Origin of the sequence: Natronococcus sp. A-GB1 (assembly GCF_029688845.1) — an archaeon.
Taxonomy (GTDB): domain Archaea; phylum Halobacteriota; class Halobacteria; order Halobacteriales; family Natrialbaceae; genus Natronococcus.
In genome coordinates, this window is sequence record NZ_JARUKW010000006.1 from 186,783 (window position 1) to 208,886 (window position 22,104).

Sequence of the window (22,104 nt, forward strand, 5' to 3'; positions counted from 1 at the left end):
GTGGCTTTTTGCGAAACGGCGACGACGCACCGGTATGGACGGAATCGTCTTCTTCGGAACCGAGCGCCGCGAGGCCGTCGTCTCGTTCTACCGCGACCTCGGTGCGACCGTCTGGCGCGAGCAGCCGGACTGTACGATCCTGCAGGCAAGCGGGTTCCGGTTTGGCTTCTGTGAGCGCGAGCCGGCCGACACCGAGGGGATCGTCACGTTCGTCTTCGACGATCGCGCCGGCGTCGACGACGCTTTCGATCGGTTCGCCAATGAGAGCGACGAGCCGCCGCGGTTGAACGAGACGTACGACATTTACCAGTTTTTCACGACGGACCCGGAGGGACGAGCCGTCGAGTTCCAGACCTTCGAGTGAGACGCCGGAAGCATGGCGGTTAAGCCGCTGACCACGTAACCCGTTCGTATGAGTCTCGAAACCATGCGACCGAACCCGACGTGGGACGCCGCCTCCTACGAGGAGAGCGTCGACACGCTCGCAGCCCACCGCAACGAACTGACCTACCTCGTTTGGGCGGGCGACTGGTGCAAGGATTGCCGAGCGCTGCTTCCCGATTTCGCCGCGGCGCTCGAGGCAGCCGAGATACCCAACGACCGAATCGAAGAGATCAGCCTCGACGAGAACAAGGAGGGGCCGAAGGTCGACGCCTACGACGTCGAGTACATTCCGACGATCGTCGTCGAGGACGACGACGGCGAGGAGATCACCCGATTCGTCGAGGAAGAGCGCATCCCGCCGGCCGTCTGGCTCGCACAACAGCTCGAGTCCGAACTCGAGACCGAAACGGTCTGAGTCCTCAGAAGGGAACGTCGTCGGTGTCGTCGCCCAGTTCTCCGCCCGTCTCCGACGCCGCGAGCCACTCGAGGGCCTCGTCGGCGTCGTGGGTCGGTGGCGAGCAGGTTCGATTTCTGCAGACGTACAGCGTCGGCTCGCCGTCGCGAGCCTCGCGACCGGCCCAGATCGGGGGTGCGTCCTCGAGTTCCAGCGCCGCGAGCCACTCCTCGAGCCCCTCGGCCGTCGGCGGACGGAGCGCGAACTGCCGATCGGGCAGGTACCGCGAGCCGAACGCCTCGCGCCACTCTTTCGGAACCTCGTCGGCCGCGACCGTGATCTCGAGCGCTCCCGACTCGAGGCGGTCGGCGGCCAGACACAGCGTGACGTGCTGGAGCGCGTTCGACTCGAGGCGGCCGGCGTGGGTCCGCAGGACCGACGCCGCGATCCCCTCGAAGTCGTCCTCTTCGCCAGCGAAGCCCTCGAGCGCGAGCAGGGTCTCGACCGCGACGCCCGCGGCGGCGGGCGTCGACTGGTCGGTCAGCTCCTGGGGCCGGGTCACGAGCGACTCGCCGCTCTCGGGCGTGAAGTACAGCGTCTCGCGCTCGGCGTCGTAGAACTCGGCTTCGATGACGCGGGCCAGCTCGAGCGCGAAGGCGAGGTGGTCGACCTCGCCGGTGGCCTCGTAGCATCCCAGTGCGCCGCGCGCGAGGAAGGCGTAGTCCTCGAGGTAGCCATCCACCGCCACGTCGCCGTCCTTAAATCGACGCGAGAGTCGTCCCTCGTCGGCGTCCCAGAGCCGATCCCGGACGAACTCGAGGGCGTCGGTCGCCATCTCCGCGTACCGATCCTCGCCCAGCGCGAGAGCGGCCTCGGCGCAGGTCGAGATCATCAGGCCGTTCCAGCCCGCGAGCACCTTTTCGTCCCTGTTGGGTCGCGGGCGCTCCTCGCGGGCCTCGAACAGCTCCTCTCGAGCGGCCTCGAGCCGCTCTTCGACCTCGCGCTCCTCGAGGTCGAAGCGGTCGGCCAGCTCGGAAGGCGAGGCCGCGATGTTGGGCTGGCTCTGTCCCTCGAAGTTGCCAGACTCCGTGACGTCGTAGCGGGCACAGAAGAGGTCAGCGTCCAGCTCGCTCTCGAGGACATCCCGGACCTCCGCGGGCGTCCAGACGAAGAAGGCGCCCTCCTCGCGCTCGCCGGTTTCGGGATCCTCGCTCTGGGCGTCGAGCGTGCTGAAGAAGCCACCCTCGTCGTGGGTCAGCTCCCTGGAGACGAACTCGAGGGTATCCCGGACGGAGTCGGCGTACCGTTCGTCACCGGTGAGCCGGTAACCCGCGAGCAGCGCCCGCGGGATCTCGGCGTTATCGTACAGCATCTTCTCGAAGTGGGGGACCGTCCAGTCGGCGTCGACGCAGTACCGGTGGAAGCCGCCGCCGACGTGGTCGTACAGCCCGCCCTCGATCATCGCGGTGAGCGACCCCTCGAGGACCTCGTGGTACTCGTCGCGCCCGGTTCGGTCGTACGCCCGGGCGAGGACCCGCAGCCTGGCGGGCTGGGGGAACTTCGGCCCGCCGGAGCCGAACCCGCCGTTCTGGCGGTCGGCGCTGCGGAGGGCGGCGTCGGCCGCCCGCTCTAAGACGTCACTCGAGGGAGGCTCGGCGGCGCCGATCGAATCGGGCGTCTCCTCGAGCTGATCGCGGGCGGCCGCGGTCCACTCGTCGGCCCGGTTCTCGATCTCCTCGCGGTCGGTCTCCCAGGAGTCCGCCAGTCCCTCGAGCAGGTCGAGAAAGCCCGGCTGGCCCCGTTTCGAGCGCTTCGGGAAGTACGTGCCGACGTAGAACGGTTTTGCCTCCGGCGTGAGCCAGGCCGACAGCGGCCAGCCGCCTCCGCCGCTGACCAGCTGACAGACGGTCATGTAGATGCTGTCGACGTCGGGGCGCTCCTCGCGATCGACCTTGATAGGGACGAACTTTTCGTTCAACACTGCAGCGACCTCCTCGTCGGCGAAGCTCTCTTCCTCCATGACGTGACACCAGTGACACGCCGAGTAGCCGATCGAGAGGAAGATCGGCTTGTCCTGTTCGCGCGCGGTCTCGAGGGCCCGCTCGTCCCAGGGCTGCCAGTTGACGGGGTTGTCCGCGTGCTGGCGCAGATAGGGACTCTCCTCCTCGTCGAGCCGATTGCGCTCGGTGGGGGTGGACATGGAGCGCCCTACGGTCGGACGCCGGAAAAGCTCGGCGTACCCGTGAACGCGACGATGGGCGTGACGACGTGTCGAGCCCCCGCTCCTCGTGACCGGAACGCGAGCCGTCGCTCAGGTCGGCTCCTCGAGTTCGAACTCGATCCGTTCGACGTCCTCGCCCTTCGAAACGTGATCGGTGACGGTTAGCCGGCCGATCTCGCCGAGCCGGGAGACGTGGGTGCCGCCGCAGGGACAGAGATCGAACGCCTCGATTTCGACCACGCGCAGCGGATCGACGGAATCGGGGATCAGATCCAGCAGCGCGCGACCCTCGTCGACCGACTCCTCGACGGCCGGCCGCGGCCGGTTCTCCTTGATAACTTGGAGGTCGCGCTCGATGACCTCGTTCGACCGTCGCTCGATGCGTTCGAGATCCTCGTCGTCGAACGACGCTGGCTCGAAGTCGATCCGTGACCGGTCCGGATAGATCTGGTTGCCAGCGGTGCCCGCCCCGTACTCCTCTAGGACGACGCGGGAGACGACGTGCTGGGCGGTGTGCATCCGGCTCAGCTTCCGGCGGCGGTCCTCGTCGATCCGCCCCTCGACCGTCGTCCCCTCGGTCGGGAGTTCCCCCGCTCGGAGCTCGACATCGTGGCGCACGTCGCCGTGGTCCTTCCGGACGTCGACCACGTCCGCATGGCCGCCGTCCCACTCGAGGACGCCGCGGTCGGCGGGCTGGCCGCCGCCCTCGGAATAGAAGTACGTCCCGTCGAGGAAGACGCTGTCCTGGCCCGTCTTCGTGATCGTCGCGGTGAACGCGGTCACGTCGTCCGCGTCGGGGAGGTATCGCAGGTCGGTCATCGATCGACGTTGTGTCCGGAACCCCAAAGACGCTAACGCTCACTCTCCGGCGGGACTACCCCGCGCTTCGCGCTCGTCAGGTTCGGCCGACGACGCCAAAAAATCGGTGTCGGTCGGGATCAGTTCGTCTCTTCTTGTAGCAGCCGCCGCAGCACGAGGTGGAGGACGCCGCCGTTCTCGACGTACTCGACCGCCATCGGCGTGTCGACCTGTGCGGTGACCGTGAACTCCGTCGTCTCGCCGTCGTCTTCGGCGGTGACGGTCAGTTCGGCGTTTGGCTCGAGCCCGTCCTCGAGCCCCTCGATCGTGTAGTGTTCGTCGCCTTCGAGGCCGAGTTCTTTCCAACCCTCGCCGTCGTCGAACTGCAGCGGAAGGACGCCCATCCCGATGAGGTTGTCGCGGTAGATTCGTTCGTAACTCTTGCCGATCGTCGCGCGGACCCCGAGCAGGTCGGTTCCCTTGGCGGCCCAGTCGCGACTCGAGCCGGTGCCGAGCTCGATCCCGGCCATGACGATCAGCGGGGTCCCCTCCTCGCGGTAGCGCTCGGAAGCCTCGAAGACCGTGGTCTCTTCGCCGGTCGGGTGGTGGATCGTGTACCCGCCCTCTTTCCCGTCGAGCATCTCGTTTTCGATGCGGACGTTGGCAAACGTCCCCCGCATCATGACCTCGTGGTTCCCGCGGCGGGAGCCGTAGGTGTTGAACTCGTACGGTTCGACCCCCTGTGCGGCGAGCCAGCGGCCCGCCGGGAGCCCCTCGCTGAACGGGCCGGCGGGGCTGATATGGTCGGTCGTGACCGTGTCGCCGAGGGTCAACAGTGCGCGAGCATCGTCGACGTTCCCGACGCCGGGTTTCTCGAGCGGGAAGTCCTGGAAGAACGGCGGTTCGCGGATGTACGTCGACTCGTCGTCCCAGTCGTAGACGTCGCCCTCGGGGGCGTCCAGGGCCTCCCAGCGCTCGTCGCCCTCGTAGACGCTGGCGTACTTCTCCGCGAACATCTCGGGGGAGACGGCGTCGTGGATCGTCTCGCGGATCTCTTCCGCGTCCGGCCAGACGTCCTCAAGGTACACCGCCTCGCCGTCGTCGTTCGTGCCGAGCGGCTCGTTCTCGAGGTCGATATCCATCTTGCCGGCGAGGCCGTAGGCGACGACCAGCGGCGGACTGGCGAGGTAGTTGGCCCTGATCTTCGGGTGGATGCGGGCCTCGAAGTTCCGGTTACCCGAGAGGACGCTCGTCGTCCAGAGGTCGTGTTCGTCGATCGCGTTCTCGATCGGCTCCGGGAGTGGCCCGGAGTTCCCGATACAGGTCGTACAGCCGTAACCGACGACGTGATAGCCCAGCTCCTCGAGGTCGTCGAGCAGATCAGCCCGCTTCAGGTACTCCGTGACGACGCGGCTGCCGGGCGCGAGGCTGGTCTTGACGTACTCGGGCACCGCGAGTCCCTGCTCGGCCGCGTTGCGGGCCAGCAGGCCGGCGGCGACCATCACCGACGGGTTCGAGGTGTTCGTACAGGACGTGATCGCGCTGACGAGGACGTCGCCGTGGCCGATCTCGACCTCGGTGCCGTCCTCGAGTTCGACGGGAACCTTCTCGTCGAGGGCGAGGCCGGGGCCGGCCTCGGTCGCATCCGCCGCGGTTGCACCGCTGCCGTCTCCGATCGCGGGCTCGCCGCCCGCACCCAGGACGCCCTCCTCCCGGAGCAGGTTCGGAAAGTGCTCGTCGAGGTCGCCCATCGGGATGCGCTGGTGGGGCTTCTTGTGGCCCGCGAGGCTCGGCTCGACGTCGCCGAGGTCGAAGTCGACGGTCTCGGTGTACTCGGGCTCCTGCTCGCCGAACAGCCCCTGAGCCTCGAGGTACTCGCGGACGAGCTCGACGTGGTCGGGATCCCGGCCCGTGAGCTCGAGGTACTCGAGGGTTTTCTCGTCGACGGGGAACATGCTGATCGTCGACCCCTGCTCGGGGGCCATGTTCGAGATGGTCGCCCGGTCCGCCACGGAAAGCTCGGCGACGCCGGGGCCGTAGAACTCGACGAACTTGTCGACGACACCGACCTCGCGTAGCTTCTCGGTGATGTGGAGCACGAGGTCGGTGGCGGTCGCGCCCTCGGGGAGTTCGCCCTCGAGGCGGACGCCGACGACCTCCGGCAGGCTCATGTTGATCGGCTGGCCGAGCAAGGCGGCCTCGGCCTCGATGCCGCCGACGCCCCAGCCGACGACGCCGATGCCGCCGATCATGGGGGTGTGGCTGTCGGTGCCGACGAGCGTGTCGGGGACGAGCCACTGCTCACCGTCGACCTCGCGCTCGTGGACGACGCGTCCGAGGTGTTCTAAGTTGACCTGGTGGACGATCCCGGTTCCCGGCGGGACGACGTTGAACCCGTCGAACGCCTGCTGAGCCCACTTGATCGCGCGATAGCGCTCCTCGTTTCGCTCGTACTCGATCTCGACGTTCTTCTCGTAGGCGTCCTCGCTGCCGAAGTGGTCGACCTGGACGCTGTGGTCGATCACGAGGTCGCAGGGCACCTCGGGTTCGACGACCGTCGGATCGACGCCCTTGCGGTCAGCGGCCGAGCGCAGCGCCGCGAGGTCCACCACTGCGGGAACGCCGGTAAGGTCCTGCAGGACGACCCGCGACACCGTAAACGGCACCTCGGCGTCCGGCACGTCCGGCTTCCACGAAGCCGCGGCGCGGATCGACTCGGCGTCGATCCCCTCGCCGTCGGCGTTTCGCAGCACCGACTCGAGCAGGATCCGGATGCTCACCGGCAGCTTCTCGAGATCGCAGAGCCCCTCCTCCTCGAGCACCGTGAGATCCGCCATCTTGTACGTCTCGCCGTCGTGTTCGAACTCCCGGATCGCCTCCGAGAACTCATCAACTACCATATTGGAGCTGCGAACCCGTGGTATTTGAATCCCTCGAGAATATTCCCTAGAGAACATATACTCCCTATATTTGGTGGCTCGGGAGAGCGTTTCAAACGCTCGAGACGTCCGACGGGAGCGGGCGAGGGCCGGGACCGCTCGAGAAGTCGCTCCTCGGGGTCGGCGTTAGTAGCCGAGCCGCTCGAGCGTCGCCTCGAGCCGCCTGCCGTACTGACCGCCGAAGAGGTGAACGTGGACGAGTAGCGGGTAGAGCCGGTAGACGTACCGCCGCCGCTCGAAGAACCCCGCCTCGATGCCGCGGCGCTCCCGGTAGCGCTCGAAGAAGGGCTCGCCGAAGGTTCCGGTCCAGTCGATATAGGCGAGTTCGATCTCGGGATGAGCGTAGTACGTCGCGGGGTCGAGAAACGCCGTCACCCCGCCGTCCCGAGAGAGGACGTTCGTGGTCCAGACGTCGCCGTGGATCAGCGCGGACGCCGCGGGCTCGGAGAGCAGCTCCTCGAGTTCCGAGGAGAGAGTCTCGAGGCGCTTCGCGAGCGAGGGCGACAGCGACCCCGACTCGAGCGCGAGTTCGGCGGCGTGTGCGAGGCGCTGGTCGCGGTAGAACGCGATCCAGGAGTCGGTCCACGGGTTCGGCTGGCGAACCGGACCGGTGAGGGTGTCCCGTTCGAACCCGAACGCCTCGGCCTCGACGCCGTGCAGCCGGGTCAGGTGGTCCGCCGCGTCCCGCGCAGCGGCCGGGCCGTGGTCGGTCGTCCCGGGAACGTACTCGAGCACCAGCAGGTCGGAATCGGTGTGGTAGACCTCCGGCACCGGGAGTTCGCTCTCGCTCGCAAGCGCCTCGAGCATGAACGCCTCGACCTCGAGGGGCGTCTCGCCCGTCTTCGCGACGACCGACGAGCCGTCTGCCAGCTCGACGCGGTGGACCGAACCGATCTGGCCGCCCTCGAGCGCAGTCGTATCGACGACGTCGGCCTCGAGTGCGCGGGCGACCGCGTCGGCGATCGACTCGGCCATCACTACTTGCGGACGTACTCGACGAACGCGAACCCGTCGCGCTCGTCGCGGTCGACCTCGGTCCACTCGTCGCGCTCCCAGTCGGGGAACTCGGTGTCGCCGTCGGGAGCATCGTGAATCTCGGTGACGATCAGCCGATCGAGGACGGGCAGGAACTGTTCGTAAACGGTCGCCCCGCCCGCGACGAAGGCGGTGTCGGCGCCGTCGTGGCGCTCCTCGGCTGCGCGCTCGGTTTCCTCGAGAGCCGTCTCGAGATCGTTCGCGACGACGGCGTTCTTGGGCGTCTCGAGCTCCCGGCTCGTCAGCACGACCGTGGTTCGGCCGGGCAGCGGCTCGCCGAGCGCCTCGAGAATCCCCTGGTAGGTCACCCGACCCATGATCACCGGGTGGTCCATCGTGGTCTGCTTGAAGTGCTGTAAGTCCGCCGGAAGGTGCCACGGCATCTCGCCGTCCCGCCCGATGACGCCGTTGTCGGCGACGGCGACGATCGCGGCGAGTTCGAGGCCGGTCTCGAGTTTTCGCTCCGTCATTCTGCCACCGCAAAGCGGAGCCCCTCGTGGGAGTCGTAGCCCCGCAGCTCGAGGTCGGCCACCGAGAACTCGTCGATCGAGGCGTCGCCGATTTCGAGGGTCGGCCGCTCGAGCGGTTCTCGGGAGCACTGCTCGAGCAGGCCCGGGACGTGATCGAGCCGTTCGTCGCCGTCGGCCTCGGCGGGGGCCTCGGACTCGAGCCACTCGCGGATCTCGAGGTACTCTTCGCGCTCGTCGGCGTCGGCGAGCCGGGACTGGAGGACCTCAAGGTTGTCGGCGTACCACTCGCCGCGCTCGCCGCGCCCGCAGTAGACGTGGGCGTCGACGACGGTGTGAGCGAACGTGCCGGGCTCGAACCCGGTCTGTCTGGCGATCACTTTCGTCAGGAGCGCGTATGCCGCGATGTTGAACGGAATCCCGAGCGCGACGTCGCCCGACCGCTGGGTCAGATGACAGTTCAGCCGATCGCCCTGAACGTTGAAGACGAACGAGTAGTGACAGGGCGGCAGCGTCGAGACGGCCGCGTTCGCGGGGTGCCAGGCGTTGACCACGAGCCGTCTCGAGTTCGGCGAATCCGAGAGCGTGTCGACGACGTACTGGAGCTGGTCGAACGTCTTTCGGCCGTCGGCCTCTTCGGAAACCCAGCGGTGGCGCTCGTCGGGCCAGGACTCGCCCTCGAGCTGGCTCTCGTCGTCGGGAACCGGGTACCGTCGCCAGAACCGGCCGTAGGCGGTGTCGAGGTGCCCCTCGTCGTCGGCCCACGCGTCCCAGATCTTCGTCTCCTCGCGCAGCTCTCGGATGTGCTCCTCGCCCGAGAGGTACCAGGCGACCTCGTGGAGCATCGAGTTCCAGCGGTAGCCGTCCATCTTCTTGGTGGTCAGTAACGGAAACCCCTCCCGGAGGTCGACCTCGTAGTGTTCGCTGAACGACGAGATCGTGTCGACCCCGGTCCGGTTGGGTTTGTAGGTCCCAGCCGAGAGTACCGAGTCGACGAGCTCGAGGTACTGGTGCATTGTGTCTGCGTTTCGGGCGCTCGGTCTTGTGGGTTCCGAGATGTCTCGGCTCAGTAGGTGTCGACATCGAGCCCGTCGATGCGCTCGAACTGGGCGACGTTTCTCGTGAGCACGGGCTCTTCGTGGACGAGCGCCGTCGCCCCGATGGTCGTATCGCCGATACCGACCGCCCGTCCCGCAGAGGCGAGTCGGCCGTCGATTCTCCCCGCCTTCTTCATCACCGCGCTGTCGGCAGGGTACACCGTCCGCGTGTCGAGAACGAGTTCGATCTGTCGGCGACGTTCGCCGGTGTTCTCGACGCGCTCGAGACTGTGGTAGAGTTCGAACTGCGACACCGCCGAGATGCGAAGCGGAACGCCCCGTTCCTCGAGGGACGCGATCTTCCGTTTCGCCACATTCCGGTCCTGCATCACGTCGATGAGGACGTCGGTGTCGACGATCACGAGTCCAGATCGTCGACGAGACGATCGAGTTCCTCCCGCGACCGGTCGTCGCGTTCGTGGATCGCCTCGCGCATCTCCTCGGCTTCGTTCTCGGTGAGGATTCCCGACAGGTCGAGCAGCGACCGCTCACCGGCGATCCGCTCGACGGTATCCGAGAACGACTCTCCCGCTCGCTTGTGGCTCTCGAGCCGTCGGTACGCCTCCTCGGTGAGCCGAACGTTTCGGTACTCGGTGTCGGCCATGTATACATGTGTGTGCAGTCGGTAGTTAACGGTTGTGGCGCCGAACGGTCGACGCCGTTCACTTCCACCGTGCTGTCCAAACCCTCTTTGTCCGCCCGCTCGTCTCCCCGGTCGATGACGAATCGCGACGGCGCCCGCCTGCTCGCCCTGCCGCCGTCAGCCGTTCTCGGGCGCCCGACCGAGACCCTCGCAGACGTCGGTGCGACCCTCGAGCCCGACGCGGTCTGGCTGCTCGGTCCCGAACGCGAGGCGCAGGCCTTCGCACGGACGCGACGGGCGTTCGACGCGCCGGCGTTTCACCCACCGCTCGAGACGAGCGGCGAACCCGTCTCCCGACAGCCGATCGAGACGGGACTCGAGATTGCGGTCGTTCGGAGTCTCCGTGCGCTTCGTGCGTCTCCCGCGGACGTCTCGAGTGCGCTGTCCGACCCGTGTTCGCGTTCGACCCCGATCGCGGTCGTCTGTGACGACGTGACGACGACGACGCGACCGATGGCGCTCGAGACGGGCCTCGAGGGGGCGGCCGAACTCGCGGCCGCACTGCCGCCCGGCCGCGTGACGACCGTCCTGACCGGCGGCGTCCCCGCCGGCTACGACGAGCTGTGGCACCTCGCAGCCGAGACGGGCGCGGTTCGGGCCGTCGAGCACGAGCCGGCGTTCGCGTGTGAACCCGCCGGGGACGACTGTGTCTCCGTTCGGGTTCGGGGCGTCGGTCCCGTCGAGGGCTACGGCGGCGCGGCGTCGCTGGCCGTCCTCGAACTCGACGAAACCGGCGTCGCGGCCGTTGACACCCACGAGCGTTCGGAGTTCGGCCTCGAGGCGGTTTCCGGAGTCGGTCCGAAAACGGCCGAGCGACTCGCCGACGCCGAGGTGACAACCAGAGCCGAACTGCTCGAGACGCCGGTCGACGAACTCACAAACTACCCCGGCGTCGGTCGGGACGGCGCGCACCGGATGCACCGCCACGCGACCGTGCTCGAGACGGGCGAACCCCGGCGGCTCACCGACGAGTCGCTCCCGGCCGAGAGCGGTCGACCGCCGCTGTGTCTCGATATCGAGACCGACGGGCTCTCGCCGACGATCCTCTGGCAGATCGGGGTCTACGATCCGGTCGACGACTCGTATCGGGCGTTCATCGAGCGCGACGACCCGGACGATCCGGCGCCGGTGCTCGAGGCCCTTTGTGACTGGCTGTTCGCCAGCCACCCTGACCGGGCGCTGCTCACCTGGAACGGCTGGCGCTTCGACTACCGCCACCTCGGGGCGTTCGTCGCGCGCCACGTGCCGTACTACGTCGACGAGTGGGAGTCGGTGCCGAAGTTCGACCTCTACGACTGGGCCGTCCGCGAGGGGCACGCGCTCCTCCCGGGGCGGACGAACAAACTCGAGGACGTCGCCGGCGCGCTCGGCTACGAGAGTGCGGAGACGGGCCTCGACGGCGCGCAGACGGCGGCGGCCTACCAGCGGTTTCTGCGAACCCGCGAGGAGCTCGACTGGGCCCGCCACGAGGCCTACTGCGAGGACGACTGTCGAGCGCTGTGGCACGTTTACGAGCGACTCCGGGACGCGCCGCGGGCGACAGACTCGAGCGACACCTCCCCGGCGGAGGCCGAGGGAGCAACCTCGACCGGAACGATGGGCGGCGAACAGACCGGACTGGGTGATTTCTGAGCATGGATACGGACGACACCGCGATCGAGGACGGAACCGAGCCAACCGACGGAAGCCGAGGGGACGTACCGATCACCGGCGACGAGCTGCTCGAGACGTTCCCCCGCTACCGCGACGAGGGAGACGTCTCCGTCCTCGAGATTTCCGGCCGCGAGGCGTCGACGGTGCCGAACGACGAGGTCCTGCGGCCCGAACTCGCCGAGCCACTCGAGCACGACCTGTACGCCCACCAGGCCGAGGCGCTCGCGGCGCTCGAGCGCGACGAGAACGTCTGCGTCGCGACGAGCACGTCCTCGGGCAAGACCCGGATCTACGCCCTCCAGATCGCCCGGAACGTCCTCGAGGCGCGCGCTCGCGGCGAGCGTTCGACCGCGTACGTCCTGTACCCGACGAAGGCGCTCTCGCGGGATCAGGAGCGGGAGCTGAACGACTTCTTCGACCGACTGGGGCTGGATATCTCCGTTCGGGTCTACGACGGCGACACGGACCCCGGCGAAACCCGACGACAGATCCGCGAGGAGGCCGACGTCATCATCTCGAACTTCGCGGGCGTGAACACGTACCTGCACGATCACGACCGCTGGGCGCGCTTTCTCTCGACCTGCGACCTCGTCGTGGTCGACGAGTCCCACACCTACACCGGCGTTCACGGCATGCACGTCGCCTGGGTGATTCGCCGGCTGAAGCGGATGCTCGAGTACTACGGGGCCGACCCACGGTTCGCGCTCACGAGCGCGACGATCGGCAACCCCGGCGAGCACTCGAGCGCGCTGATCGCCGAATCTGTTACCGTCGTCGACGAGGACGGCTCGCCCGCGGGTCCGCGGGAGCTGGTGCTCTGGAACCCGCCGGCTCGAGCGCGAGCGGACGGTGCGGACGACGATTCGACGACCGCCGCCAGGACCGATGACGAGGCTGACGACGCCGTCGTCGAGCGCGTCCCCGCAAGCGTCGAGGCGCCGAGGCTCCTCTCGCACCTGTGTTACCACGGCGCCCAGACGCTGCTGTTTACGCCCTCGAGGAAGCTCGCCGAGCTGTCGGTCAGGCGGGCGTCGACCCACCGCCGCGACCGAAGCCGGTACTACGCGAACCCCGAGCGAGGGAGCGAAATCGAACCCTACCACGCCGGCCACTCCCGAACGAAACGCCACGGAACCGAACACCGACTCAAGACGGGTGCGCTCGACGGCGTCGCCTCGACGAACGCCCTCGAGCTGGGGATCAACGTCGGCGAGATGGACGCGACGGTCCAGCTCGGCTACCCGGGCCAGCGCCAGTCGTTCTGGCAGCAGATCGGCCGCGCGGGCCGCGGGACCAGGCGGGCACTGTCGGTGCTCGTGGCGGGACATCGCACCCTCGATCAGTACGTCGCGACCAACCCCGACTATCTGCTCGAGACCGATGTGGAGGACGCGGTCGTCGACGTCGACAACGACGCGGTGTTCGCTCGGCACCTCCTGTGTGCGGCGAACGAACTCGCCCTCGAGGAGGCCGACGCGGGCGCGTTCGCCGAGCGCGACCGACTCGAGCGCGCCGTCGAGATGTGGCGCCGTGCGGGCCGGTTGGCGGGCCACCTCGAGACCGGCGTCTCCTACGTCGGTCCGCCCCGTCCCCAGGGGTCGATCTCGCTGTACGCGACGTCGGGCGAGGAGTACGCGGTCGAGCTCGCCGACGGGGTCGACGAGCGCTACGATCCCGAGATGGAGCCTCTCGCGGAGGAGCGCGTCCTGCGGGACTTCCACGAGGGCGCGATCAGGCTCCACGAGGGCCAGCAGTACGAGGTCGTCGGGGTCGATCACGACTCGCCCCGACCGACGGTGACGCTCCGGCCGACGGACGCCGACTGTTACACCCGGACCCGGACCGACGTGACCGTTCTCGACGCCGTCTCAGAGGCGTCCCGCGAGATCGGCGAGTTCACGCTGCACTTCGGGCGCGGACGGGTGTTGGTCTACCACGGCACCTACGACCGGGTCGACGTCGACAGCGGCGCTCCCAAAGAACAGGGCATCCCGACGGAGAACCCGCCGCTGTCGATCGACACCCAGCTCTGCTGGCTCGAGGTACCCGACGCCCTCGAGCGGGCGCTCGTCGAGCGCTACCGCGAGTTCTCGCTCGAGGACGAAGACGGAATCGCGGAGACGGGCCACCTCGGCTACGCGGGCGGCCTCCACGCCGCCGAACACGCGACCATCGGCGTCGCACCGCTCGAGCTGATGGTCGACAAGCGCGATCTGGGCGGGCTCGCGACGCTGTCGATCGACTCACACCTCGAGCGGGAACGGGGCGAGGACGGGAGGACGGACGAGGCTCCGCGCAACGTCGCCGCGGCCGAGGCCACCGTCAGACAGATCGCCGACGGGCTCGAGCACGAGCCGAAGAGCGGCTGGTTCATCTACGACGGGATCGACGGCGGACTCGGCTTCTCGCGGGCGATCTACGAGAACTTCGAGGCCGTCGCCGGGCGGGCGCGGGAGCTTATCGCGGACTGTGACTGCGGCCGCGTCGACGGCTGTCCGGCCTGCGTGATGGACGACCAGTGTGGCAACGACAACCAGCCGTTACACCGCGAGGCCGCCGTCGACGTGCTGGATCGGTTGCTCGGAAACGAGAGTGGAGAGGCGCTCGAGCCCGACGCCGCCGAAAGCGAGCCCGGCGGCGATCGGCGGCCCCCGCTGTTCTACTCCTGATTCGCGGCTCCGGATCGAGGGCGGCTACGGTTCGACGTACTCCATCTCGAGCTGCTCGAAGCAAAACGACCAGACGTCGAGTTGTTCCTCAACGGTCATCCAGGTCGGTTTGCCCGTCCCGTGGCCGGTGTCGCGGTTGGTCTTGCAGAGGAACGGGCCGCCCTCGCACTCGTTTTGCATTCGGGCGGCCATCTTCCAGGCGTGGACCGGGTGAACGCGCGTGTCGCTCTCGGCGGTCTCGAAGAGGACGGCGGGGTACTCAGGGCCACCCTCCTCGGACGGCTCGAGGTTGTGATACGGCGAGTACTCCTTGATCCACTCGTACGCCTCGGGATCGTCCGGCGACCCGTACTCGCTCGTCCAGGACGCGCCGAGCAGGAACGTGTGGAACCGGAGCATGTCGAGTAGGGGGACCTGACAGCAGACTGCCGTCACCAGGTCGGGTCGCTGGGTCAACACGGCGCCGACGGTCAGCCCGCCGTTCGAGCCGCCCCGGATCGCCAGTCGGTCGCTCGAGGTGTACCCCTCCTCGATCAGGTACTCGGCGGCGGCGATCATATCGTCGAACGTGTTCTGTTTGTTCTCGTGGCGAGCCGCCTCGTGCCACTCCGTGCCGAACTCGCCGCCACCTCGGAGGTTCGCCTGGGCGTAGACCCCACCCGAACGGAGGAACTCCCGGCCGAACCTCTGAAAGGTCGGCGTCAGGCTGTTCTCGAAGCCGCCGTAGCCGTACAGCAGCGTCGGACTGTCGCCGTCGCGCTCGAGGTCGGCGCGGTAGACGACGAACATCGGAACCTCGGTTCCGTCGGCAGACTCGTACCGAACCTGTTCGACGGTCACGTCGAAGTCCAGCGAGACGTCGGGGCGGTCGAGTTCCGCGACGTCGTCCGTCTCGAGATCGCACCGAAATACCGTCGGCGGCTGGTCGAACGACTGGTAGCTGAAGAACGCCTCGGGGGAGTCGCGGTTGCCGCTCAGCCCAGCGACCGTTCCCGTTCCGGACAGCTCGACGGATCGCAGATGGTCGCCGTCGAGGTCGAACACCTCGAGGTTGGAGACGGCCGCGCGCTCGTACTGGATCAGCAGGCGGTCGTCCGCGACGGTCGCGTCTTTGACGATCCCGTCGCGTTCGGGAACGACCTCCGGCAGCTCGGCGGGGTCGACCTCGCTAACGCCGTCGGAGAGCTCGAGCTCGAGGAATCGGTAGAGGGGTGCCTCGAGGTCGGTTCGCAGATAGGCCGTCTCGTCGTGAATCAGCGGCGTGTAGAAGTGGTCGGCGTCGGTGATGACGGGCGTCAGCTCCGTGTCGCCGACGGCGGCGTAAAACAGATCGCTTCGCTCCCAGCCGATCGCAAGCGCGACGAGCAGGTGACGCCCGCTCCTGTCGGTGGTGAGCAGCGGCCAGGTCGCGGGATCGTCGACCTCGCGAACGAGCCCGTCCGCGTCGAGGGCGTCGCCATGCTCGTGGTAGCGGATCTCCTTCTCGAGTTGGCGCTCGTCCTCGAGACCCGTGCGGCCGTAGTAGAATCCCTCGGGCGTCCACGCGAACATCCCCGGGTTCACCCGGCCGAGAGCGGTGAGCTCCTCGAGGACGGTTCCGCCGGATACATCGAGAACCGTCACGTCGTACAGCTCGTCACCGCCCTCGTGGACGCCGTAGGCGAGTCGCTCGCCGTCGGGAGAGACAGTCCACCAGCCCATCGACTTCGTTCCGTCGTCGCTGAACTCGTTGGGATCGACGAGGACCGCCCGGTCCGACTCGAGGGACTCCCGGAAGTACAGAATCGGCTGGTCGTCCTCCGGGCGCTCGACCTCCTGGAAGTACCCCGTCGGCGCGGCCGTCACCGTCCCGTAATCGGTCGTCCGCGCGAGCGATTCGAAGCGCGGCCGTAGCTCCTCGCGAACGTCGATCGACTCGAGGAACGCGTCGGCGTACTCGTTCTGGCGATCGACCCAGTCGTCGACCGCCTCGCCGTCGTCCTCGAGCCAGAGATAGGGATCGTCTACGAGGTCGCCGTGTCGTTCGTAGCTCGTGATCTCGCGTTTCGTCCGGGGCGGCCCACCCGAGTTCATACCGACAGTGTCCAACGCTGACACCTTGAAGCGACCGGTTGCGGAATCTCGTCTCCGGTCCGGAAGCGACTGCGACGACGCGAGCGCCGCGTCCCGACGCCACCCGGATCGGTGTGTCGTACGCAGTCCGGCGACTCCACTCGAACCGGACCAGTTTCTCTCCGGCAGAGCCGGCCCCGTTCGACCCGCTGTTTCCGACAGCTGCACCGCTCAAGGTCTCGCCGAAACCGCAACTGTCGATACCGTATTCGTCGATCGACGGCAGTTTGATAGAAAAAGATGAGTTATACGTCTGGACCGAAGTTGGGCAAGTAGCGGCCACCATAACAATGTCTGGCAAGTACGACCTCGTTATCGTCGGCGGCGGTATCAGCGGCGCCTCGTTGCTGTACACGACCGCGACGTTCACCGATATCGACTCTATCGCACTGATCGAGAAGGAAGACGAAATCGCGGCGATCAACTCCGATCACACGAACAACTCCCAAACGCTGCACTTCGGGGACATCGAGACGAACTACACCCTCGAGAAGGCGCGGGAGGTAAAAGAGGGCGCGGAGATGCTTGCGGGCTACCTCGAGAACCGCGACCCCGACCGGGAGATGCACGCCAAGCGCAGCAAGATGGTCCTCGGCGTGGGCAACGAGGAGGTCGCGGAGCTCGAGCGACGCTACGAGGGCGACGGCTTCGGCGACCTGTTCCCGAAGCTGCGCTCGATCGGTCGCGAGGAGATCGCCGAGATCGAACCAAAGGTCGTCGAAGGGCGGGATCCGGACAAAGAGCTGCGCGCGCTCCAGACGCCCGACGGCTACGTCGTCGACTACGGCGCGACGACTCAGTCGTTCGTCGAGCTCGCCCGCGAGGAGGCGGGCGTCGACGTCTACACCGGGACGAAGGTCGAGGACATCACGCCGACGCTCGACGGCTACACGATCGAGACGACCGACGGGCGCTTCGACTGCGAGGCGACCGTCGTCGCCGCCGGCTCCCACAGCCTCCAGATCGCCAAGGAGCTGGGCTACGGCGAGAACAAAGTCCTGCTCCCGGTCGCGGGTAGCTTCTTCCTCGCGGACGACCTGCTCAACGGGAAGGTCTACACTCTCCAGATGAAGAAACTCCCCTTTGCTGCGGTCCACGGCGACGCCGACGTCCACGATCCCTCGATCACGCGGTTCGGGCCGACCGCGAAGCTCGTCCCGACCCTCGAGCGGGGACGCATCTCCACCGTCACGGACTTCCTCGACGTCTTCGGACTCAACGCCGCGGCGTTTCTCAGCTACGCGAACATCCTCTCGGACCGGATCCTCCTGCCGTACGTGCTCCGAAATCTCGTCTACGACGTCCCGAACGTCGGCCCGAAGCAGTTCCTCCCCCACGTCCAGAAGGTCGTTCCCAGCGTCGAACTCGACGACATCGAGCGTGCGAAGGGGTACGGTGGCGTCCGCCCCCAGATCGTCGACACGGAGACGAAGTCCCTCGACATGGGCGAGGCCAAGATCGTCGGCGACGACATCATCTTCAACATCACGCCCTCGCCGGGTGCCTCGACCTGCCTGAAGAACGCGCGGCGTGACACCCTCGAGGTGCTCGAGTTCCTCGAGGGCGAGTACGAGTTCGACGAGGAGGCGTTCCGCGAGCGGACGATCGAGCAGTTCCCGCGTCCGGAGGGTGTCGGGGAGGGCGACACCGACGAGGACGCCGGCGCCCCCCTCGAGCCCTCGCCCGCCGACGACGACTGACGCTCGAGCGAACTATACCCGTACTCGTGCATACTTCTCGCTCGCACAAAGGGTAACGTTTACAGGTTCGTGCGTTTCGCTATCGAGCATGGCAGAGCACGTGCTCCTGATCGGCGGCGGCGGGCGCGAACACGCGATCGCGCGGGCGCTTGAGGGCGGGTCCGGCGGCGAGGTCGACCTCTACGCCTGCGCCGGCAACCGAAACCCGGGGATCGCCCGGCTCGCGACAGAGTTCGAGACGCTCGAGACGACCAACCCGAAGGCGGTCCGCGAGTACGCCGAGGACGTCGGGGCGACGCTCGCGGTCGTCGGCCCCGAGGCGCCCCTCGAGGCCGGCGTCGTCGACGAGCTCGAGGACGCGGGAATCTACGCCTTCGGCCCGAAAGCCGAGGAGGCCCGCATCGAGACGGACAAGGCGTTCCAGCGCCGGTTCATGGCCGAACACGACGTCCCCGGCTGTCCGGAGTTCGAGACGTTCGACGACATGGACGCGGCCTGTGACTTTATCGACGAGTACGACGGCGACCTCGCGATCAAGCCCGCCGGGCTCACCGGCGGAAAGGGCGTGAAGGTCATCGGCGACCAGGTCACTGCCGAGGAGGGGAAGGCGTACATCCGCGATTCGGACTACGACCGGATCGTCTTAGAGGAACGACTGGTCGGCGAGGAGTTCACCGTCCAGGCGTTCGTCGCCGACGGCGAGGTCCGGACCGCCCCCGCCGTCCAGGACCACAAGCGGGCCTACGAGGGCGACGAGGGTCCCAACACCGGAGGAATGGGCAGCTACTCGGATGCCACGTTCGAGCTTCCGTTCATGACCGACGCCGACTACGAGGAGGCCGTCTCGGTGATCGAGGCGACGGTCGACGCCCTCGAGGGCTACCGCGGGATCCTCTACGGCCAGTTTATGCTCACCAGCGAGGGGCCGAAGGTGATCGAGTTCAACGCCCGCTTCGGCGATCCCGAGGCGATGAACACCCTACCCGTGCTCGAGACGCCGTTCCTCGACGTCCTCACGGCCGCCCGCGACGGCGACGAGCTACCGGCGCTCGAGTTCGCCTCGCAGGCGACGGTCTGTAAGTACGCGGTTCCGGAGGGGTACCCGACGGATCCGAAGGCGGGTGCGAAGGTGCAGGTTGACGAGGAAAGTGCTGGCGACGCCTTACTGTACTACGCGAGTGTGGACGAACGCGACGACGGCATCTACACGACGACCTCGCGAGCCTTCGCCGTCGTCGGCGTCGCCGACTCGATAACTGAGGCGGAGGAAATCGCCGAGGACGCCCTCGAGGTCGCCGGCGAGGAGGGACTCCACGTCCGCCACGATATCGGCAAACCCGATCTGGTCCAGCAGCGGATCGACCACGTCGAGGAGCTGCGAGGGAAGTAGTAAACGGGATTCAATATTCGAACTCGGAACGGACACTGGAGCACTACTCCTCGAGGTCGGCGTAGAGCTGCGTCAATCCACAGTCGGGACAGAGGAACGCGTCGAGAGCTGTACTCTCACCGATACCGAGCCGCTCGAGTAGTCCGCTCTCCCGTTCAGTTTTGACGTAGAGGCCTCCGGTCTCCGCCGTAGTCACGGCAGTTGCCTCCATCTCGACGTTACACTTCGGGCAGTATCGGCGGGTCATAGCACGGACGAAACCGTCCACCCCCATGATAGTTTCCGCCGAGCGGGGGATTCCGTATCCGGTTCGCACGCGGACGTCGCCGTGCCGCTGCTATCCGTCGGTAGGTGGCGCCTCACCGGTCGCAAGCGACTCCCGAGTCCGGTCCCGGAACGCCGCCTCGAGCTCCGTTCGCACCGTCGTACGGATATCCCGCGAGGACCGCCCGATCTCGAGGGCGTACTCGCCCGGATCGACCGTCCACCCGTCCGCGTCGTCGTAGCGAGCGAACGCGAGCTCCTCGAGGTCGACCGCGACCGAGACGCGCTCGCCGGCCGGGATCGCGACGCTCTCGAAGCCCGCGAGTTCGCGAACGGGTCGGTCGACCCCGTCGACGGACGGCGGACGAACGTAGACCTGGACGACCTCTCGGCCGTCTCGGTCGGCCGTGTTCTTGACGACGACGCGAACCGTTCCGTCCTTGAGGTTCGGGTCGGCGTCGACGTACTCGTAGTCGGCGTAGCTGCGGCCGTGGCCGAAGGGGTAGGTCGGCTCCTGCTCGGCCGAATCGAAGTGGCGGTAGCCGACGAAGACGCCCTCGTCGTAGCGGGCCGTTCCGTCGACGCCAGGATAGCGACGGTCGTCGGCCGTCGGATAGGCGTCCTCGGGGGCGAACGTCACCGGCAGCCGCCCGCCCGGATCGGCGTCGCCGTAGAGAACCGACGCAACTGCGTCGCCGTGGCTCTGGCCGGGGTACCAGTTCTCGAGGATGGCCGCGACGTCCTCGCGCCATGGGCACTCGATCGGCCCGCTCGAGTTGACGACGACGACCGTGCGGTCGTTGGCGGCGGTGACAGCCTCGATCAGTTCCTCCTGTCGGTCGGGCAGGCGCAGATCCTCGCGGTCGATCGCCTCGCTCGCGGTATCGCGGACGAAGACGACCGCGACGTCGGCATCGCGAGCGGCCGCCGCGGCGCCCTCGAGATCGGGCTCCCGGCTCGGTTCCGCGCGGTCGTCCTCGCTGCCGCCGGTGAACTCCTCGAGCATCGACACCTCCTCGGTTCGCGGAAGGCCGTGTGCGATCGTCACGTCGCACTCGGCGCGTTCGGCGATCCCGGTTCGCGGATCGGTCTCGACGACGGGCGTCGTCTCCGAGGAGCCCCCGCCGCCGAGGACGGGCTCGTCGACGTTCGGGCCGATAACGGCGACGTCGGCGCCGTCCGAGAGCGGGAGGACGCCGTCGTTCTCGAGCAGGACCGTTCCCCGCGTCGCGACGCGAGTTGCGAGCCCGCGGTGAGCGGGTGTGTCGACCGCTCCGGCGTCGGATCCCGTCGGGTCGCCCGAGGCGCGTCGCGCCTCGCCACCCTCGAGCAGGCCGACAGTGTCCATCACTCCGAGCACTCGAGCGACCATGTCGTCGAGTCCCTCCTCCGGGACGGCGCCCGACTCGACGGCTTCGGCCAGCGAGTCGGCGAACCGCTCGCAGCTCTCGGGGTCGGGCATTCCCTCGGCGATGGCGTCCGGGAGTTCGCCTGCTTCGTCAACGTCTCCGTCCGCGGCGTCGGGCGCGTCGGCGTCGTCGCCCGCCATCGCGGACTGCATCTCCGCCATCGAGATTCCCGGCATCTCGACGTCGAGTCCGCCGTTTGCCGCGTCGGCCGTACCCTCGGTGCCGAACCAGTCCGAGACGACGTACCCCTCGAGCCCCCACTCGCCTTTCAGCACGTCCCGAACCAGCCGCTCGTGGTCGCTCATTCGCGTGCCGTTGACGTCGTTGTAAGCGGTCATAACCGAGCCCGCACCGGCCTCGGCGGCCGAGCGGAACGACGGAAGATAGAGTTCGCGCAGCGGGCGCTCGTCGATCTCGGCGTCGACGGCGGCGCGGGCGGTCTCCTGGCTGTTCGCGACGTAGTGTTTCGGCGTCGCGACGACGTCCTGTGACTGGACACCCGCGACGACCGCGCCCGCGAACGACGCCGAGAGGACGGGGTCCTCGGCGAAGTACTCGAAGTTTCGTCCGTTGTGAGGGATCCGAACGAGGTTGGCGCCGGGCGCGAGCAGAACGTCCTGACCCTTGCCTCGGGTCTCCCGTCCGAGCGCCTCTCCGTACTTGCGTGCGAGTTCCACGTCGAAGGTCGCGGCGAGCGCGATCGATGCGGGAAACGCCGTCGCCGACTCGTCCGGGATCCGCACACCGAGGGGGCCGTCGGCCATCCGAAGCGGGGGTATTCCGAGTCTGTCGACGCCCGCCACGTAGCCCGTCGCTCGTCTCTCGGGATCGTTCGCGCCGTGGGTGAGCCGAACCTTCTCCTCGAGCGAGAGCTCCTCGACGAGTCTTCGGATCCGCGGTTCCGGTGACATCTACCGGCGCTTTGCAGC

The 22,104-nt window shown here is 67.7% G+C and carries 17 protein-coding genes; 6 read left to right on the forward strand and 11 right to left on the reverse strand.

What is annotated here, in order from left to right:
- Positions 1 to 34 precede the first annotated feature (34 nt).
- Positions 35 to 364: a VOC family protein gene (locus QA600_RS09225; RefSeq protein ID WP_278291652.1), complete on the forward strand. Its 330-nt coding sequence runs from the start codon at positions 35 to 37 to the stop codon at positions 362 to 364.
- Between the two features lie 48 nt (positions 365 to 412).
- Positions 413 to 799 (forward strand): thioredoxin family protein, encoded by a 387-nt coding sequence (locus tag QA600_RS09230; protein WP_278291653.1) that lies wholly within the window; start codon positions 413 to 415, stop codon positions 797 to 799.
- Positions 800 to 803: 4 nt separating this feature from the next.
- Here the strand turns inward: QA600_RS09230 and QA600_RS09235 are convergent, their stop codons facing one another.
- From QA600_RS09235 to QA600_RS09270, 8 genes are all read right to left on the reverse strand, one after another.
- Positions 804 to 2,978 (reverse strand): thioredoxin domain-containing protein, encoded by a 2,175-nt coding sequence (locus tag QA600_RS09235; protein ID WP_278291654.1) that lies wholly within the window; start codon positions 2,976 to 2,978, stop codon positions 804 to 806.
- A gap of 111 nt (positions 2,979 to 3,089) precedes the next feature.
- Positions 3,090 to 3,818 (reverse strand): alanyl-tRNA editing protein, encoded by a 729-nt coding sequence (locus QA600_RS09240; RefSeq protein WP_278291655.1) that lies wholly within the window; start codon positions 3,816 to 3,818, stop codon positions 3,090 to 3,092.
- A gap of 119 nt (positions 3,819 to 3,937) precedes the next feature.
- Positions 3,938 to 6,697 carry an aconitate hydratase AcnA gene (gene acnA, locus QA600_RS09245; protein ID WP_278291656.1) on the reverse strand — a complete coding sequence of 920 codons (2,760 nt, stop codon included), beginning with the start codon at positions 6,695 to 6,697 and terminating at the stop codon, positions 3,938 to 3,940.
- Positions 6,698 to 6,862: 165 nt separating this feature from the next.
- On the reverse strand, positions 6,863 to 7,711 hold the full coding sequence (locus QA600_RS09250; protein ID WP_278291657.1) for a fructosamine kinase family protein: 849 nt from the start codon (positions 7,709 to 7,711) through the stop codon (positions 6,863 to 6,865).
- A gap of 2 nt (positions 7,712 to 7,713) precedes the next feature.
- Complete coding sequence (locus tag QA600_RS09255) at positions 7,714 to 8,241, reverse strand: dihydrofolate reductase (protein WP_278291658.1); 528 nt, start codon at positions 8,239 to 8,241, stop codon at positions 7,714 to 7,716.
- The gene (gene thyA / locus QA600_RS09260) at positions 8,238 to 9,254 is read right to left on the reverse strand and encodes a thymidylate synthase (protein WP_278291659.1); all 1,017 of its coding nucleotides are present in this window, start codon (positions 9,252 to 9,254) and stop codon (positions 8,238 to 8,240) included. The genes QA600_RS09255 and thyA overlap by 4 nt, the downstream gene beginning before the upstream one ends.
- 50 nt (positions 9,255 to 9,304) lie before the next feature.
- Positions 9,305 to 9,697: a PIN domain-containing protein gene (locus QA600_RS09265; RefSeq protein WP_278291660.1), complete on the reverse strand. Its 393-nt coding sequence runs from the start codon at positions 9,695 to 9,697 to the stop codon at positions 9,305 to 9,307.
- Positions 9,694 to 9,939, reverse strand: coding sequence for an antitoxin VapB family protein (locus QA600_RS09270; RefSeq protein WP_005555544.1), 246 nt, complete (start codon positions 9,937 to 9,939; stop codon positions 9,694 to 9,696). Before QA600_RS09270 ends, QA600_RS09265 begins: the two co-directional genes overlap by 4 nt.
- Positions 9,940 to 10,053: 114 nt before the next feature.
- On the opposite strand from QA600_RS09270, the gene QA600_RS09275 reads away from it, so the two are divergent.
- Both QA600_RS09275 and QA600_RS09280 read left to right on the forward strand, forming a co-directional pair.
- The gene (locus QA600_RS09275) at positions 10,054 to 11,610 is read left to right on the forward strand and encodes a ribonuclease H-like domain-containing protein (protein ID WP_278291661.1); all 1,557 of its coding nucleotides are present in this window, start codon (positions 10,054 to 10,056) and stop codon (positions 11,608 to 11,610) included.
- Between the two features lie 2 nt (positions 11,611 to 11,612).
- Positions 11,613 to 14,300 carry a DEAD/DEAH box helicase gene (locus QA600_RS09280; RefSeq protein ID WP_278291662.1) on the forward strand — a complete coding sequence of 896 codons (2,688 nt, stop codon included), beginning with the start codon at positions 11,613 to 11,615 and terminating at the stop codon, positions 14,298 to 14,300.
- 24 nt (positions 14,301 to 14,324) lie between these two features.
- On the opposite strand, the gene QA600_RS09285 is transcribed toward QA600_RS09280, so the two are convergent.
- Positions 14,325 to 16,373 carry a prolyl oligopeptidase family serine peptidase gene (locus tag QA600_RS09285; protein WP_278291663.1) on the reverse strand — a complete coding sequence of 683 codons (2,049 nt, stop codon included), beginning with the start codon at positions 16,371 to 16,373 and terminating at the stop codon, positions 14,325 to 14,327.
- 329 nt (positions 16,374 to 16,702) lie between these two features.
- Between QA600_RS09285 and QA600_RS09290 the strand changes: the two genes are divergently transcribed.
- A complete protein-coding gene (locus QA600_RS09290) occupies positions 16,703 to 18,112 on the forward strand; it encodes an FAD-dependent oxidoreductase (protein WP_278291664.1) in 1,410 nt (469 codons plus the stop codon).
- A gap of 88 nt (positions 18,113 to 18,200) precedes the next feature.
- Positions 18,201 to 19,502, forward strand: coding sequence for a phosphoribosylamine--glycine ligase (gene purD / locus QA600_RS09295; protein ID WP_278291665.1), 1,302 nt, complete (start codon positions 18,201 to 18,203; stop codon positions 19,500 to 19,502).
- 43 nt (positions 19,503 to 19,545) lie between these two features.
- Here purD and QA600_RS09300 read toward each other — a convergent pair whose 3' ends face one another.
- Both QA600_RS09300 and QA600_RS09305 read right to left on the reverse strand, forming a co-directional pair.
- Positions 19,546 to 19,749 (reverse strand): hypothetical protein, encoded by a 204-nt coding sequence (locus QA600_RS09300; RefSeq protein ID WP_278291666.1) that lies wholly within the window; start codon positions 19,747 to 19,749, stop codon positions 19,546 to 19,548.
- A 90-nt stretch (positions 19,750 to 19,839) separates the two neighbouring features.
- Positions 19,840 to 22,086 (reverse strand): glycoside hydrolase family 3 C-terminal domain-containing protein, encoded by a 2,247-nt coding sequence (locus QA600_RS09305; protein WP_278291667.1) that lies wholly within the window; start codon positions 22,084 to 22,086, stop codon positions 19,840 to 19,842.
- Positions 22,087 to 22,104: the final 18 nt, after the last annotated feature.